The sequence below is a fragment of the Mycobacterium neglectum genome, assembly GCF_002591975.1.
In the GTDB taxonomy this organism is placed as follows: domain Bacteria; phylum Actinomycetota; class Actinomycetes; order Mycobacteriales; family Mycobacteriaceae; genus Mycobacterium; species Mycobacterium neglectum.
The window spans coordinates 20,968-36,886 of record NZ_NVQE01000053.1; the positions used below are offsets into that span (position 1 = coordinate 20,968).

The following is a 15,919-nucleotide window of genomic DNA, read 5'->3' on the forward strand; positions in this document are numbered from 1 at the left end:
TTCAGTCCACGAGTCCGGCGATCAGCACACGGTCCGCCCCGGCTTCATCGTTCAGGTGAGAGACCGGGTGAGTCAGCGTGACCTGCACGGCGGTCACCTTGTACTCCGGGCAGTTGGTCGCCCAGTCGGAGTTCTCCGTCGTCACGACGTTCGCCCCGGTGACCGGGTAGTGGAACGTGGTGTACACGACGCCGGTCGGCATCCGATCGGATATCTGGGCGCGTAGCTTCGTTTCGCCGACTCGGCTTCCCAACGTCACCTCGTCGCCGTCGACGATGCCCCGGACCTCGGCGTCATGGGGATGAATCTCCAGCAGATCCTCTTGGTGCCAGGCGATGTTCGCGGTGCGGCGGGTCTGGGCCCCGACGTTGTACTGGCTCAGGATTCGGCCGGTGGTCAGGATCAACGGGAAGCGCCGCGTGCTGCGCTCGTCGGTCGGCACGAACGGGGTCGGCACGAATCTGCCAAGGCCCCTGGTGAACGACTCGACGTGCATGATCGGCGTACCCGTCGGCGCGTGCTCGTCGCACGGCCACTGGATGCTGCCCACCGCGTCGAGCTTGTCGAACGAAACGCCGGCGAACGTCGGTGTGACAGAGGCAATCTCGTCCATGATCTGGCTGGGGTGGTCGTAGTGCATGGGATAGCCCATCGCCGTGGCGATCTGGCTGACGATGTCCCACTCGTGCCGTCCACTCTTCGGCTTCATCACGGCGCGGACGCGGTTGATCCGGCGTTCGGCGTTGGTGAAGGTCCCGTCCTTCTCCAGGAACGACGCACCCGGCAGGAACACGTGGGCGTACTTCGCGGTCTCGTTGAGGAACAGGTCCTGGACCACGAGGAGTTCCATCGCGCCCAGCGCGGCCAAAACATGCTTGACGTTCGGATCGGATTGCGCGATGTCTTCACCGTGGACGAACAGCCCCCTGAAGGTGCCGTCGATCGCGGCGTCGAACATGTTCGGGATGCGCAGCCCCGGCTCGGCCAGCAGGGTTGTACCCCAGAGGTTTTCGAACACCGTACGCACCGCGTCATCCGACACGTGCCGGTAACCGCTCAGCTCGTGTGGGAAAGATCCCATGTCGCAGGCGCCCTGCACGTTGTTCTGGCCGCGCAGCGGGTTCACACCGACACCGTCGCGGCCGATATTGCCGCACGCCATGGCCAGGTTCGCCATACCCATGACCATCGTCGAGCCCTGGCTGTGTTCGGTGACGCCGAGGCCGTAGTAGATCGCCCCGTTCGGCGCCATCGCATACAGGCGCGCGGCGGCGCGCAACTCCGCGGCGGGCACGCCGGTGATCGACTCGACCGCCTCGGGGCTGTGCTGGTCGCCGGAGATGAACCGGGCCCACTCGTCGAACCCCTCACACCTGTCCGCCACGAACGCCTTGTCCATCAGGCCCTCGGTGACCACCACATGTGCCATCGCATTGACGACCGCCACGTTCGTTCCGGGCGTCAGTTGCAGGTGGTGATCGGCCTCGATGTGCGGCGAGCGCACCAGGTCGATGCGACGCGGGTCGACCACGATGAGCCTCGCACCCTGGCGCAGCCGCTGCTTCATCCGCGACGCGAAGACCGGGTGCCCGTCGGTCGGGTTGGCCCCGATCACCACGATGACGTCGGCCTGGGCCACCGACCGAAAATCCTGCGTGCCTGCCGACTCGCCGAAGGTCTGCTTGAGCCCATACCCGGTGGGCGAGTGGCACACCCGCGCGCACGTGTCCACGTTGTTGCTGCCGAACGCGGCGCGAACCATCTTCTGCACGACGTAGACCTCTTCGTTGGTGCACCGCGACGAGGTGATCCCGCCGATAGCACCCGCGCCGTACCGCGCCTTGATGTCCAGCATCCGGCGGGCGACCGTGTCGATCGCCTCGTCCCACTCCACCTCACGCCACGGGTCGGTGATCTTCTCGCGCACCATCGGTTTGAGCACCCGGTCCGGATGGGTCGCGTAGCCAAATGCGAACCGCCCCTTGACACATGAGTGACCCTCGTTGGCGCCGCCGTCCTTGTGGGGCACCATGCGGACCAGCTCGTCGCCGCGCAACTCCGCCTTGAACGAGCAGCCAACGCCGCAGTAGGCGCACGTGGTGATCACCGACCGCGACGGCATCCCCAGCTGGATCACCGACTTCTCCTGCAGGGTGGCAGTCGGGCACGCCTGCACGCAGGCGCCACAGGACACGCACTCCGAGTCCATGAAAGACTCACCCGCACCTGCCGATACCTTCGATGCGAAGCCGCGTCCCTCGATGGTCAGCGCGAACGTGCCCTGGATCTCGTCGCAGGCGCGCACGCAACGCGAGCAGGCAATGCATTTCGACGGATCGAAGTCGAAGTACGGGTTGCTGTCATCGACGACGGCGTCCAGGTGGTTCTCGCCGTCGTAGCCGTATCGGACCTCACGCAGCCCGACAGCGCCCGCCATGTCCTGCAACTCGCAGTCACCATTGGCCGAACAGGTCAGACAGTCCAGCGGGTGGTCGGAGATGTAGAGCTCCATGACGCTCGCCCGGAGCTTGGCGACCTTCGGCGTCTGGGTACGGACCACCATGCCGTCGGCCACCGGAGTCGTGCACGACGCGGGAGTGCCACGGCGACCGTCGATCTCGACCAGACAGAGCCGGCAGGAGCCGAACGCTTCGAGACTGTCGGTGGCGCACAACTTGGGCACGTCGACGCCGGCAAGCGCGGCCGCGCGCATGACGGACGTGCCTGCGGGGACGGCTACGCGCAGCCCGTCCACCTCCAGCGCGACAGCGGCCGGACCGTCCTTGGCCGGGGTGCCGAAGTCGGGTTCCTTGAGCAGGGTCACGGCATACCTTCCGTCCTCGCGCTGATGTGCGCGGTGGTTGTTTCCGCCTTCGGTTGGCGGTCGAGGAAGTCGTCGGGGAACTCGGTAAGCGCGCTGCGGACCGGCATCGGGGTGAGGCCGCCCATGGCGCACAACGAGCCCTCGGTCATCACGTCACAGAGATCTTCGAGCAGGGCCAGGTTCTCGTCAGGGTGCTCACCCGCGGTGATCCGGTCGATCACCTCGACGCCACGCACCGAACCCACCCGACACGGCGTGCATTTGCCGCAGGACTCCGCGGCGCAGAACTCCATCGCGAACCTGGCCTGCGCCGCCATGTCGACGGTGTCGTCGAACACCACGATGCCGCCATGGCCCACCATCGCACCGGCGGCCACGAACGCCTCGTAGTCCATCGGCAAGTCGAACTTGGACCTCGGCAGATACGCGCCGAGCGGACCCCCGACCTGCACCGCGCGCACTGGACGTCCCGAAAACGTTCCACCGCCGTAGCCGTCCACGAGTTCGCCCAGCGTCACCCCGAACGCCATCTCCACGATGCCGCCGTGGCGGATGTTCCCGCCGAGCTGGAAGAGCTGGGTGCCCCGCGAGCGTTCCACGCCGAGCTCCTGATACGCCTTCGCACCGTTGGCGAGAATGATCGGCACGCTGGCCAGCGTCAGCACGTTGTTCACCACCGTCGGCTTGCCGAACAGGCCGTGGATGGCGGGGATCGGCGGCTTCGCCCGGACCATGCCGCGCTTGCCCTCCAGGCTTTCCAGCATGGAGGTCTCCTCGCCACAGATGTAGGCACCGCCGCCCACCCTGACATGCAGGTCGAAGTTCAGCGACGAGTCGAGCACGTTGTCCCCGAGCCACCCTCGCCCGTAAGCGATCTCGATGGCGGAACGCATCGTGGCCACCGCGTCGGGATACTCCGACCGGATGTAGATGTACCCCTCGCTGGCGCCCACCGCGTATGCCGCGATCGTCATGCCCTCGATGAGCATGAACGGATCGCCCTCCATCACCATGCGGTCGGCGAACGTGCCGCTGTCCCCCTCGTCGGCGTTGCAGCACACGAACTTCAGCTCATCGGCGCATTCGAGTACCGTCTTCCATTTGATGCCTGCCGGGAAGCCTGCACCACCGCGCCCGCGCAGGCCGGAGTCGGTGACCTCGGTGACGACCTCCTCGGGCGAATCCTGCAGTGCGCGAACAAGTCCGACCATGCCGCCGTGGGCAAGATAGTCGTCGGGCGATAACGGATCGGTGACGCCGACCCTGGCGAAGGTCACCCGATTCTGTGTCGCCAGCCAGGGCAGCTCGTCGACCACACCGACCCGCGACGGGTGCTCGGCGCCGTCGAACAATCCGGCGGCCACCATCCCATCGACCTCTGCCGGGGTCACGGGCCCATAACCGATCCGTCCGCCCCGCGTCGACACCTCGACCAACGGCTCCAACCACAACATGCCGCGAGAACCATTGCGGATCAACTCGATCGGGCGATTTTCGCGGGCGGCGGCGCGCAGCAGCGCGTTCGCCACCTCGTCCGCGCCGACCGAGGTCGCCGCGGAATCCCTCGGCACGTACACCTTGACCGGCGTGCGCGTCGATGCGCTCATCGCGAGATCGCCTCCTCGAGAATCGACGAAAGGCGAACCTCGTCCAGCCGGCCGTGCAACCGGCCGTTCACCTGCGCGGCCGGCCCGAGCGCGCAGTTGCCCAGGCAGAAAACCTGCTCGGCGGTGAGCGATCCGTCCCGGCTGGTTTCCCCCATCGACACGCCGTACCGATCCCGCAGGTGATCGACCAGTCGTCCGGCGCCAAGGGCCTGACACGCTTCGGCCCGGCAGACGCGGACCGTGGAACGCCCGGCGGGCTCGGAACGAAAATCGTGATAGAAGCTGACCACTCCGTGCACGTCGGCGCGCGACAGGTTGAGTTCGTCGGCCAGCACACCGATGGCCTCCGGCGGCACATGGCCCAAAACCCCTTGAACCGCATGCAGAATGGGCAACAATGCCCCCCGCTGCGTGCGAAGGCTGGCGGCGATGTCACGGATAAGGCTCTCGACTGTGGTGTTCGCCGCCCCAGCTGGCGTGAGATTCATTGGCTTCCTCCGGCGGGCATGTGAACGGATGAGGAGTGGGCGGAACCGCCCCAGGGTTCTTTCCTGGGGCGGTCCTCACCCCCCGGTTTCAGACGACGATCTTGTTCTTGTGGAACGCGGCGATCGTGTCGGCGTCGTATCCCAATCCGGCAAGGACCTCGTCGGTGTGCTCGCCGAGCAGCGGCGCGCCCTTGATGTCGGGTGTGAACGCGGAGAACTTGATCGGGCTGCCGACGGTCAGGAACGACCCGCGGCCCTTCTGGTCCACCTCCACGACGGTGCCTGCCTCGCGCAGCGCCGGGTCAACGGCAAGCTCCTTCATGCTCATCACCGGCGCGCAGGGCACCTCCCACTGGCGCAGGATGTCGACCGCCTCGTACTTGGTCTTGTCGGCCAGCCACTTCTCGATCTCGGCGAAGATGTCAAAGATCTTGTCCTGACGGGCAAGCGCGGTGCTGTAGCCCGGGTCCTCGGCCCATTCCGGCCTGCCGATGACCTCAGCCGTACGCGCCCAGTTCTGCTCCTGGACCGTGAAGTAGATGTAGGCATTGGGGTCGTCCTCCCACCCCTTGCACTTGACCACCCAGCCCGGCTGGCCACCGCCGCCGGCGTTGCCGCCGCGCGGGACCGCTTCGCCGAACTCGCCGTTGGGGTACTGCGGGTACTCCTCGAGGTGGCCAACGGCTTCCAGCCGCTGCTGGTCGCGAAGCTTGACCCGGCACAGGTTGAGCACGGAGTCCTGCATCGACGCGGCCACCTTCTGGCCCTTGCCGGTCTTCTCGCGGGCGATCAACGCCGTGAGGATTCCGATCAGCAGGTGCATGCCGGTGTTGCTGTCGCCCAGTGCTGCACCGCTGACCGTCGGCGGGCCGTCCCAGAAGCCCGTGGTCGACGCGGCGCCGCCGGCACACTGCGCGACGTTCTCATAGACCTTCAGGTCATTCCACGGCGACGCGTCGTTGAATCCCTTGACAGAACCGAAGATCAGGCGCGGGTTCCACTCCTGCAGCTTGTCCCACGACAGGCCCATCCGATCCATGGCGCCGGGCGCGAAGTTCTCGACCAGCACATCGGCGTCGCGGATCAGCTTTTCCATCACCTCGAGTCCCTCGGGTGACTTCGTGTTGATCGCCAACGACCGCTTGTTGCTGTTGAGCATGGTGAAGTACAACGCGTCGACGTCGGGAATGTCTCGCAGCTGATTACGCGTCACGTCACCCCCGCCAGGGCGCTCGACCTTGAGCACGTCGGCTCCGAACCAGGCGAGCATCTGGGTGCACGCCGGGCCCGCCTGGACTCCGGTGAAGTCGATGACTTTGATGCCGGAGAGCGGTAATTCAGTCATTGAGACGTTCCTTTCCCTGTTTCTTCTTCGTGGTTTGATGCGGGTGGGCGCTCACTTGGTGGAGATGCCCTTGGGATTGAGGTGGGCGATGTTGCCGCTCTCGGTGCCGTCGGAGGGGTCGATGACGCAGTCGATGAGCGCCGGCCTGCCTGATGCCAGTGCCTCCCGGAGGCAGGCAGTGACCTCAGCGGGCGTTGTCGCCTGATACCCCTTGCCCCCGAAGGCCTTGATCATGAACTCATGTCGAGCCCGGAGCGCGGTCGGCGCCGGGTCCCCGGTGGTGGAGATGTCGTCACCGCGGTACACGCCGCTGTTGTTCAGGATGACCGTGACGATCGGCAGGTTGTAGCGACAGACCGCCTCCAGTTCCATTCCGCTGAACCCGAACGCGCTGTCGCCCTCGATCGCGACGACCGGGTCGCCCGTCTCGACGGCAGCGGCGATCGCGTAGCCCATGCCGATGCCCATCACCCCCCACGTCCCGCTGTCCAACCGGTGCCGGGGTACTTGCATGCCAATTGTGTTGCGCGCCAGGTCGAGGGCATTCGCACCTTCATTGACGACATACACCTGTGGGTTGTCATGCAGGACGTCCCGGATCGCCTGGAGGGCACCGAGGAATTTCATCGGGTGGGCGGCCAGCGCCCCTTCGAGGCGGCCTGCCATCTTGGCGACGTTCTGCGCCGACTTGGCCGCCAACTCCTCACGCCACTCCGTTTGGACAGTGATTTGACCAGGTTTGGCACGTTCCAGAAGGGTCTCCATCACCGAACCGATGTCACCCACCAGAGGAGCGGCGATCGGCTGGTTGCTGTCCATCTCGGCGGCAGCGATATCGACCTGAATGAACTTGGCATCCGGATTCCATTGCGGCGCATCGCCAAATCCCAGCAGCCAGTTCAGCCGGGCCCCGACGAGCATCACCACATCGGCCCTCTTCAGTGCCAGCGATCGCGCGGTGGCCGCTGACTGTGGGTGGTCGTCGGGCAGTAGACCCTTCGCCATCGACATGGGTACGTACGGCACGCCGGTGGTCTCGACGAATTCGAGGATCTGCTCGTCGGCCTGCGCGTATGCGGCGCCCTTGCCGAGCACGATCAGGGGCCGTTCGGCATTGGCGAGCAGGTCGATCGCCGAGTCGACCGTCTCCACCTCCGGCAGTTGCCGCGGCGCCGGGTTGACGACCCGCCACAGCGTCCCCGCGCCACGCTCTGCATCGATCACCTCGCCCAGCACCGCGGCCGGGATGTCGAGGTAGACCCCGCCGGGGCGACCGGACACCGCCGTGCGGATCGCGCGCGCCACGCCGCGGCCGATGTCCTCGGCCCGAGAAACCCGGTAGGCAGCTTTGGCGAACATCCTGGCCGCCGCCAGCTGATCCATCTCTTCGTAATCACCCCGCTGAAGGTCCACGAGATGGCGCTCGCTGGAACCGGATATCTGCACCATGGGGAAGCAGTTGGTGGTGGCATTGGCAAGCGCCACAAGTCCGTTGAGGAAACCGGGCGCCGACACCGTCAGGCAGATGCCCGCCTTTTTCGTCAGGAACCCCGTCGCTGCGGCCGCATGGCCGGCGTCACTCTCGTGGCGGAAACCGATGTAGCGGATGCCCGACGCCTGCGCCAGCCGGGCGAGGTCGGTGATCGGGATGCCGACGACTCCATAGATGGTCTCCACGTCGTTGAGCTTGAGTGCGTCGACGACCAGGTGGATCCCGTCAGTGAGGGTGCCCGTATCGTCGGCACCGTGCGCCTCCGTGTCTCGCGTGGGAGCGACGGTCATGATGTGGACCCTTCCTAACTGTTCGAAGCCGATTCCAATTGGTCTAACTACTAACACTTTTCACGCTGCGCGCCAGCGCGTCCAAGACCTGTCGTCAACCGGTCGATAACCGCCGGTTATCACGGAGAGCCCAGTCGCCCAGGGTCATCGCCGATACCATTCAGTCCCCGCCGAGGTCGCCGACGTCTGGGCTGTCGACGTCGAAGACACGCTCGGGCGGTGGGCCTGCCGCCACGTTGAGGAAGGCCCTTGCGGCCACCGAGCCCGGGGCCGCCGCGTGAATTGCCATCGAGATCTGCGCCGTCGTGTCCGGTTCGACGAGTCGGATGGCGCGCGCTCCGCTGGTCACCGGCATCGCCGGCAGCCAGGTGTGTGGCACCACACTCGCCCAGCTCCCAGTCGCTACGTGCGCGTAAAGGGAAGCAACGGAATCGGTTTCGACCTGCGGGGTGGCCACCGCCCCACTGCTCGCGAAGGCCTTGTCGATGAACTGCCGAAATCTCATGTCCGGACTCAGCAGCGCCAGCGGCAGCTCGGCCGCCTCTGCCCACGTGATGGTTCGGGCGCCGGGCGCGAGCTTGTCGCCGGACACGAGCAACACATACTGTTCCTCGTAGAGCGGCACCACGGTCAGGCCTGACTGGTCATCGGGTCCAAAGTGGGCGATGGCGGCGTCCAGCTCGAAGTTGCGAAGTTGTCGCAGCAGCTCGGTGGACGACAGCCGGGAGCAGACCTTCACCTTGGCCAACGGATGCAACGCACAAAATGCGGCGACGGGCTGTGCCATCGTGGTGGATACCGTGGGCCCGGTGCCTAGGCGCAGCGTGCCCGAGATACCGGAACGCAGGGCCGCCGCCTCGGCCTTGAGGCCGTGGTGATCGGCAAGCAGTCGCTTGGCCCAGACCACTAGCCGCTCGCCCTCTATGGTCAGACCCTCGAAATTCTGTCCACGGTTGATCAGCGTCACGTTGAGTTCGCGCTCCAGCTTGGCGATCGCCGTTGAAAGGGCAGGCTGCGACACGTAGCAGGCCTCGGCCGCACGCGCGAAATGGCGTTCCCTGGCGACCGCGACGAAATACTCCAGCTGGCGGAGCAGCATGGGCATCCCTCCTCATCGTCCGGCACCGGGTCATTCAGGATTGCATACAGTATGGCTTATTCGGTATGTTACGCACCGATGCTGGTGCGTGTCCAGCGGACTTCGCGACGTGGAAGGCGACACATGACCGAGACAACGCAAACCGCCCGTGGCATGACCGACGTCGGTGTGACCGACGCGTGGCTGGCCCGGGCGGTCGTGACAAACGCGGCCGAGGCCATCACGGTGACCGATCCGGACGGAATCGTTCGGCTGTGGAACGACGGAGCGACGAGGATGTTCGGGTTTTCCGCGGCCGACATTGTGGGCCAAAGCCTCGACCTGATCATCCCGGAGAAACTGCGGGACCGGCACTGGAAGGGCTACCACCAGACGATGCTCACCGGATACACCCGCTACGGCGACAAGATGTTGAGCGTGCCGGCCACTCACCGCGACGGGCGCAGACTGTCGATCGAGTTCAGCGTGGCGCTACTGCGCGACGATGCCGACCAGATAGTCGGGATATCGGCGATCATGCGCGAGATCAGCGACCGCCGCGAAGCCGAGAAGGCATTGCGCGCCGAACTGGCCGAGCTGCGGACCCGGGTCGGATCGGGCTGACCCGGCAATCGCTGCGTCACCAGCGCTTCGAGACCGTCAAGCGATGCGCAGCACGCGCAACGAGTCGGTGCATCCCGACACGCCACTGCGGCTACCGGACACCACAATGACGAGACTTCCGGTGTGACACATACCCACGGCCGCCAGCCCGCGACTCACCTCGGTCGGCAGGGTTTCGGCCGTGGTCGCGGGTGCCAGCACGGCGGACTCGATGCCCCACGAGAATGCCAACCGAGCCCGGACCGACTCATCATGGGCAAAGGCCAAGAGCGGCAACGGCGATCGCTGACGCGCCAGGCGTAGGGCCGTGTCACCGGTACGAGTGAAGCAGCACAGCGCAATTGCCCCGAGTCGTCGGCCCAATTCGCACGCGGCCGCCGCGACCGCGTCGCCGACTCCGACATCGTCACCGTCTTCCGCTGCATCTACTCCTTGCGTGCGCGGCTCGTCGACCCACTCCAGTGCAATCCCTTGGCGCGGCATATCTTCGGCCGCCTCGACAATACGAGCCATCGTCGCGACCGTGTGAGCGGGGAATGCTCCCACGCTCGATTCGGCGGACAGCATTACCGCATCCGTGCCGTCAAGCACCGCGTTGGCGACGTCGGAGACCTCGGCTCGGGTGGGGCGCCGATCATTGATCATCGAATCCAGCATCTGCGTCGCCACGATCACCGGCTTGGCCGCCTGGCGACACAGGCCGATGGCCCGCTTCTGTACCAGCGGGACCTGCTCCAGCGGCATCTCCACTCCGAGATCACCGCGGGCCACCATCAGGCCGTCAAACGCACCAACGATCGCAGGCAGGTTTGAAACCGCCTCGGGTTTCTCGAGTTTCGCCATGACCGGCACCCACCTGCCGACCTCGTCCATGACGGCATGGGCGAGCTTCACCTCCTCGGGAGCCCGAACGAAAGACATGGCGACCATGTCGACACCGAGCTCGAGGGCGAACTTCAAATCCTCGATGTCCTTCTCGGACAGCGGCGGAACGCTGACGGCGACCCCGGGAAGGGAGATGCCCTTGTGATCACTGACCGGACCACCTGACAGCACCTCGCAGGCGATGTCGCCACCGTCGACATCGACCACCCGCAGGTCGATCTTGCCGTCGTCCACGAGCAGCCGATCGCCCGGCCGGACATCGGCCGCCAACCCGTCGTACGTGGTCGAGACGCGGTCGTGGTCACCCGGACATGCGGCGGTCGTGATCACAATGTGCTCGCCGGTGGCCCAGAACACCGGGCCGGCGGCGAACCACCCCAGCCTGATCTTGGGCCCCTGCAGGTCGGCGAGTACTCCGACCGGACGACGGCGCTCGGCGGAGATCTCGCGGACCATGGCGTAGACGGCGGAGTGCTCGGCATGGGTGCTGTGGCTGAAATTGAGCCGCGCCACATCCATTCCGGCGTCGATGAGTTCGGCCAGCGCCGGTGCGGAACCGGTGGCGGGTCCTAACGTGCAGACGATCTTCGCGCGACGGTTCACGGTGGTCCTCTCAGGACATGACGGGCTGAGTTTCCTTCTCGGGCACGCTGACAGCCCGCGGCGACGCGGGTGCGCAGGTGCGCGCAACCAGGTCGGTGGCGGCGTGGATGGTGCGCAGTGTGGGAGCGTCGGCCCCGGTGAGGTCGGCCATCTCCACCACTGCGGTCACGATCGCGTCGAGTTCCAGCTGCTTGCCCGATTCCAGATCCTGCAGCATCGAGGTCTTGTGGTGCCCCACGTTCTCGGCTCCGCGCAGCCGCTTCTCGATGGAGATGTCGGGGCTGCTGCCGACCCCGGCAGCGATGATGAGCGTCTCCTCCATCAGCTGGATGATCACTCGCCGGGTACCGGCGTGCTGACACATCTCGGCCATCGTCGCTCGGGTGAGCGCGCTGAGCGGATTGAACGCAACGTTGCCCATGAGCTTGATCCAGATGTCATTGCGGAGGTCGGCCTCGACCGGCGCCTTCAATCCACCGGCAATCATCGCGTCGCTCAACGTCTTACAGCGCTGCGAGATCTCCCCCGACGGCTCACCGATGGAGAAACGGGTGCCCTCGAGGTGCCGGATCACTCCAGGCGCCTCGATCGTGGTGGCGGGATAGACCACGCAGCCGATGGCCCGATCAGGGGATAACACGGCGCTGGTGGCTCCGCCGGGGTCGACGGCCTCTATCCGGCGGCCTCGGTACGGGCCCGGCAGCTGGTGGAAGTACCACCAGGGGATTCCGTTCTGCGCGGCCAGCACGGCTGTGTTCTCCCCGAGCAGCGGTTCCACCAGTGGGCCGCACGACGCGTAGCTGTGCGCCTTGAGCCCGAGGAAGACGTAGTCAACGGGCCCGATCTCGGCCGGGTCGTCCGTCGCATTCGGGAATGCCACGAAGTCCCCACGCGGACTGATAACCCGCACACCGTTTTTCCGCATCGCGCGCAGGTGTTCGTTCCGCGCGATGAGGTGCACATCGGCGCCCCCCCGCTGCATTGCGGCGCCCCAGTAGGCGCCGATCGCTCCGGCACCGACAACTGCGATCTTCACGGCGACTCCCTTCGTCGGCATACTGTATGCAGTATTGCTCTGCAGTGTCCAGAACTTTTCGACCACGAGAAGTCGCCGCCTCATCGCAGCACCTTTATTTGCATACTGTATGCGTTATGCTACACGAGCGAGATCTCAGCTTCTCGTTGCCGTAGAAGCGCATCGACGTGCACCGCCAGAAGCATTCGCCCGGCGACCGCCAGGAAGAGGACTATGAGACTTATCGGAGTGCCCAGAGAAACAGCTCCGGGCGAACGTCGTGTTGCGCTGGTCCCCAAGGTCGTCGAACGATTATGCGGCTTCGGCCTTTCCGTCGTCGTCGAGGACGGGGCCGGAGGCGGCGCACTCATCCCCGACGAGCATTACGAAGACGCCGGAGCGACCATCGGGAATCCCTGGACTGCCGACGTCGTGGTGAAGGTGAACCCACCGACCGATGATGAAATCACTTTGCTGAAACCAGGATCCATCCTGACCGGATTCCTGGCACCACGTACTCGCCCCGAGCTCGCGGATCGACTGCGCGAAGCGAGAGTCACCGGATTCGCCATGGAAGCCGTGCCGCGCATCTCCCGGGCGCAGACCATGGATGCGCTGTCGTCGCAGGCCAACGTCGCGGGGTACAAGGCGGTGCTCCGCGCCGCCGAATGCTCGACCCGCTTCTTCCCCATGCTCACCACGGCGGCCGGAACGGTGAAACCGTCCACGGCCCTGGTGCTGGGCGTGGGCGTTGCCGGACTTCAGGCGCTGGCGACCGCCAAACGGCTGGGCGCCCGCACGACCGGTTTCGACGTTCGGCCCGAGGTCGCCGAACAGGTTCGGTCGCTGGGCGCCCAGTGGCTGGAGCTCGGCATCCACGCCGCGGGCGACGGCGGCTACGCTCGCGCGCTGACCGCCGAGGAGCAGGCCGAGCAGCAATTGCGGCTCGCAGAAGCGATCCCAGGTTTCGATGTCGTGATCACGACGGCGCTCGTTCCCGGCCGGCCAGCGCCCAGGCTGGTCACGGCCGAGGCGGTGCGCCGAATGCGGCCGGGCAGCGTGGTTGTCGACCTCGCCGGCGAAGCGGGCGGCAACTGCGAGCTCACCGTGCCCGGGGAGACGGTCGTTCGGCACGGCATCACCATCGCGTCACCGTTGAACCTGCCTGCGACGATGCCGGAGCACGCCAGCGAGCTCTACGCGCGAAACATCGCGTCGCTGCTCGAACACATGTTGACCGACGGCGAGATCGTGCCGGACCTCTCCGACGAGATCCTCGCCGCATGTTGCGTGACCACAACGAGTGACCAGTTGACGGAGACTCGATGACACTGCTGTCCAACCTGGCGATCTTGGTGTTGGCCGGTTTCATCGGCTTCTCCGTGATCTCCAAGGTGCCCAACACCCTGCACACCCCACTCATGTCGGGCACCAACGCCATTCACGGCGTCGTCCTGCTCGCCGGCCTCGTGCTGCTTGGCCGCTCCGCGTCCGGCGGCTTCGAGCGGACGCTGCTGGTGATCGCCGTCGCCTTCGGCGCGATCAACGTGGTCGGCGGTTTCCTCGTGACGGACCGGATGCTCGGCATGTTCAAGAAGAAGCCGAGTCGCGACGCGGAAAAGGTTGCAGCAGAACATGGCTGAGCTCATCTCGGTTGCCTACATCGTCGCGTTCAGCCTGTTCATCTACGGGCTCATGGGCCTGACCGGACCCCGGACCGCGGTGCGCGGCAACATGATCGCGGGCGTCGGCATGGTGATCGCCATCGTGGCGACCCTGTTGACCCCGGGGGCGAGCAACTGGCTGTTGATCGCCCTCGGCCTGATCCTCGGCACCGTCATCGGAGTGCCGTCGGCGAAGCACGTCAAGATGACCGCGATGCCACAGCTGGTGGCCTTGTTCAACGGAGTGGGCGGCGGTGCGGTAGCCCTGGTGGCCTGGGTGGAGTTCCGGGAAAGCCACGGCTACGCGACGGTCGCCGAGTACGTCACCGTCACGTCGCTGTTCGCCGCGATCGTCGGCTCGGTGTCGTTCTGGGGATCGCTGATCGCCTTCGGCAAGCTGCAGGAAGTGTTGCCGGGCAGGCCGATCAGCCTCGGCCGGGCACAGCAACCGCTCAACGCGGCACTGCTGCTCGTCTCCGTCGGCTGTGCCGTCGCGATCGGCCTTGGCCAACGATCCGAGCTGATGATCATCGGTGTCCTGCTCTCGGCGGCGGTGCTCGGCGTGATGGTCGTGCTGCCGATCGGCGGTGCGGACATGCCGGTGGTCATCTCGCTGCTCAATGCACTCACCGGACTGTCCGCCGCGGCGACCGGACTCGCGTTGGACAACACCGCGATGATCGTCGGGGGCATGATCGTCGGCGCGTCGGGCACGATCCTGACCAACCTGATGGCCAAGGCGATGAACCGGTCGATTCCCTCGATCGTCGCCGGCGGGTTCGGCGGGACGGGCGTGGCCGCGGGCCCGGCCGGCGGTCCGGCGGACCAGACCGTACGGCAGACCAGCGCCTCCGACGCGGCGCTGCAGATGGGATACGCGAGCCAGGTGGTCATTGTTCCCGGCTACGGCATGGCCGTCTCGCAGGCCCAGCACGCGGTGCGCGAGATGGCCAGTCTGCTCGAGGGACGCGGCGTCGAGGTCAGACACGCCATCCACCCCGTCGCTGGACGGATGCCGGGTCACATGAACGTCCTTCTCGCCGAGGCCGACGTCCCCTACGAGCAACTCAAGGAGATGGACGAGATCAACGGCGAGTTCTGCCGGGCGGACGTGGCGCTGGTGATCGGTGCCAACGACGTCACGAACCCGGCGGCCCGCTCGAACCCCGCCTCACCGATCTACGGGATGCCGATCCTCAACGTGGACCAGGCGAAATCGGTCATCGTGCTCAAGCGCTCGATGAGCGCCGGATTCGCCGGAATCGACAACGAGCTGTACTTCGACCCGAAGACCGCGATGCTCTTCGGTGACGCGAAATCCTCGGTCGCCGAAATCACCGAGGAACTCAAGGTCCTGTGAACACGTAGAGCGTGTCGCGTGACGTATTAATCCATGTTGGGCATAACTGATACCTAAAACAGTCTTGGACAGGCATGGATCGGGCTCCTAACGTAGGTGGCAGACCAGTGACCATCGACGGCCTAGGAAGTCATGACTGCCACCATTGCGGGCCCCTTGAAGACCACCGAACCCACCGGACAGATGCTCATCGCCGGCGAACCCGTCCGCGGATCCGGCAAGCCCATCAACGCCTTCGACCCCACCGCGGGCGAGACGCTCGAGCCCCCCTACCACCACGGCGACTCGTCCAACGTCGACGCCGCCTGCTCCGCCGCGGCCGCCGCCTTCGGAATCTACCGCGCCACCACCTCCGAGCAGCGCGCCCAATTCCTCGAAGCCATCGCCGCCAACATCGAGGCAATCAAAGACGCCGTCATCGCCCGCGCGACCGCCGAGACCGGCCTGCCCACCGCACGCATCACCGGCGAGGTCGGCCGCACCACCGGTCAGCTTCGCCTCTTCGCCTCCGTCCTGCGCGAGGGTTCCTGGAACGGCGCCCGCATCGACCCCGCCCTTCCCGACCGCCAACCCGCGCCCCGCCCCGACATCCGCCAACGCAAGGTGCCGCTCCTGTCCCTTATCCACATCTCCGTGGCCCACGA

13 protein-coding genes are annotated in these 15,919 nt (G+C 66.1%); 5 read left to right on the forward strand and 8 right to left on the reverse strand.

What is annotated here, in order from left to right:
* Nucleotide 1: 1 nt before the first annotated feature.
* The 6 genes from fdhF to CSQ99_RS27190 all read right to left on the reverse strand — a co-directional run bounded on the left by fdhF (nt 2) and on the right by CSQ99_RS27190 (nt 9,145).
* Nucleotides 2-2,824, reverse strand: a complete 2,823-nt coding sequence (gene fdhF / locus CSQ99_RS27165; RefSeq protein ID WP_099042096.1) for a formate dehydrogenase subunit alpha — start codon at nt 2,822-2,824, stop codon at nt 2-4.
* On the reverse strand, nt 2,821-4,431 hold the full coding sequence (locus CSQ99_RS27170; RefSeq protein WP_099042097.1) for a formate dehydrogenase beta subunit: 1,611 nt from the start codon (nt 4,429-4,431) through the stop codon (nt 2,821-2,823). The genes fdhF and CSQ99_RS27170 overlap by 4 nt, the downstream gene beginning before the upstream one ends.
* Complete coding sequence (locus tag CSQ99_RS27175) at nt 4,428-4,919, reverse strand: formate dehydrogenase subunit gamma (protein WP_099042098.1); 492 nt, start codon at nt 4,917-4,919, stop codon at nt 4,428-4,430. The genes CSQ99_RS27170 and CSQ99_RS27175 overlap by 4 nt, the downstream gene beginning before the upstream one ends.
* Before the next feature lie 88 nt (nt 4,920-5,007).
* Nucleotides 5,008-6,264: a formyl-CoA transferase gene (gene frc, locus CSQ99_RS27180; RefSeq protein WP_099042099.1), complete on the reverse strand. Its 1,257-nt coding sequence runs from the start codon at nt 6,262-6,264 to the stop codon at nt 5,008-5,010.
* A gap of 51 nt (nt 6,265-6,315) precedes the next feature.
* Nucleotides 6,316-8,046: an oxalyl-CoA decarboxylase gene (gene oxc, locus CSQ99_RS27185; protein ID WP_099042100.1), complete on the reverse strand. Its 1,731-nt coding sequence runs from the start codon at nt 8,044-8,046 to the stop codon at nt 6,316-6,318.
* A 160-nt stretch (nt 8,047-8,206) separates the two neighbouring features.
* Nucleotides 8,207-9,145, reverse strand: a complete 939-nt coding sequence (locus CSQ99_RS27190) for a LysR family transcriptional regulator (RefSeq protein WP_099042109.1) — start codon at nt 9,143-9,145, stop codon at nt 8,207-8,209.
* 123 nt (nt 9,146-9,268) lie between these two features.
* On the opposite strand from CSQ99_RS27190, the gene CSQ99_RS27195 reads away from it, so the two are divergent.
* On the forward strand, nt 9,269-9,748 hold the full coding sequence (locus CSQ99_RS27195) for a PAS domain-containing protein (RefSeq protein ID WP_245909118.1): 480 nt from the start codon (nt 9,269-9,271) through the stop codon (nt 9,746-9,748).
* 36 nt (nt 9,749-9,784) lie between these two features.
* Here the strand turns inward: CSQ99_RS27195 and pyk are convergent, their stop codons facing one another.
* Nucleotides 9,785-11,236, reverse strand: coding sequence for a pyruvate kinase (gene pyk, locus CSQ99_RS27200; protein ID WP_099042101.1), 1,452 nt, complete (start codon nt 11,234-11,236; stop codon nt 9,785-9,787).
* A gap of 10 nt (nt 11,237-11,246) precedes the next feature.
* Entirely contained in the window at nt 11,247-12,356 is a 1,110-nt protein-coding gene (locus CSQ99_RS27205) for a 2-dehydropantoate 2-reductase (protein WP_245909119.1), read from the reverse strand.
* Nucleotides 12,357-12,485: 129 nt separating this feature from the next.
* Between CSQ99_RS27205 and CSQ99_RS27210 the strand changes: the two genes are divergently transcribed.
* From CSQ99_RS27210 to CSQ99_RS27225, 4 genes are all read left to right on the forward strand, one after another.
* Nucleotides 12,486-13,580, forward strand: a complete 1,095-nt coding sequence (locus CSQ99_RS27210) for a Re/Si-specific NAD(P)(+) transhydrogenase subunit alpha (protein WP_099042102.1) — start codon at nt 12,486-12,488, stop codon at nt 13,578-13,580.
* Nucleotides 13,577-13,894, forward strand: coding sequence for an NAD(P) transhydrogenase subunit alpha part 2 (locus tag CSQ99_RS27215; RefSeq protein WP_176561241.1), 318 nt, complete (start codon nt 13,577-13,579; stop codon nt 13,892-13,894). The genes CSQ99_RS27210 and CSQ99_RS27215 overlap by 4 nt, the downstream gene beginning before the upstream one ends.
* Nucleotides 13,887-15,275: an NAD(P)(+) transhydrogenase (Re/Si-specific) subunit beta gene (locus tag CSQ99_RS27220; RefSeq protein ID WP_099042103.1), complete on the forward strand. Its 1,389-nt coding sequence runs from the start codon at nt 13,887-13,889 to the stop codon at nt 15,273-15,275. The genes CSQ99_RS27215 and CSQ99_RS27220 overlap by 8 nt, the downstream gene beginning before the upstream one ends.
* Before the next feature lie 132 nt (nt 15,276-15,407).
* Nucleotides 15,408-15,919: aldehyde dehydrogenase family protein (locus tag CSQ99_RS27225; protein WP_141562738.1), on the forward strand; the 512-nt coding region annotated here is incomplete at its 3' end.

Coding starts and splice junctions, on each gene's coding strand:
- CSQ99_RS27215 (WP_176561241.1), top strand. CDS start 13,577: ATGACACTGCTGTCCAACCTGGCGATCTTGGTGTTGGCCGGTTTCATC.
- CSQ99_RS27190 (WP_099042109.1), bottom strand. CDS start 9,145: ATGCTGCTCCGCCAGCTGGAGTATTTCGTCGCGGTCGCCAGGGAACGC.
- CSQ99_RS27210 (WP_099042102.1), top strand. CDS start 12,486: ATGAGACTTATCGGAGTGCCCAGAGAAACAGCTCCGGGCGAACGTCGT.
- CSQ99_RS27170 (WP_099042097.1), bottom strand. CDS start 4,431: ATGAGCGCATCGACGCGCACGCCGGTCAAGGTGTACGTGCCGAGGGAT.
- CSQ99_RS27195 (WP_245909118.1), top strand. CDS start 9,269: ATGACCGAGACAACGCAAACCGCCCGTGGCATGACCGACGTCGGTGTG.
- CSQ99_RS27175 (WP_099042098.1), bottom strand. CDS start 4,919: ATGAATCTCACGCCAGCTGGGGCGGCGAACACCACAGTCGAGAGCCTT.
- frc (WP_099042099.1), bottom strand. CDS start 6,264: ATGACTGAATTACCGCTCTCCGGCATCAAAGTCATCGACTTCACCGGA.
- oxc (WP_099042100.1), bottom strand. CDS start 8,046: ATGACCGTCGCTCCCACGCGAGACACGGAGGCGCACGGTGCCGACGAT.
- CSQ99_RS27220 (WP_099042103.1), top strand. CDS start 13,887: ATGGCTGAGCTCATCTCGGTTGCCTACATCGTCGCGTTCAGCCTGTTC.
- CSQ99_RS27205 (WP_245909119.1), bottom strand. CDS start 12,356: ATGAGGCGGCGACTTCTCGTGGTCGAAAAGTTCTGGACACTGCAGAGC.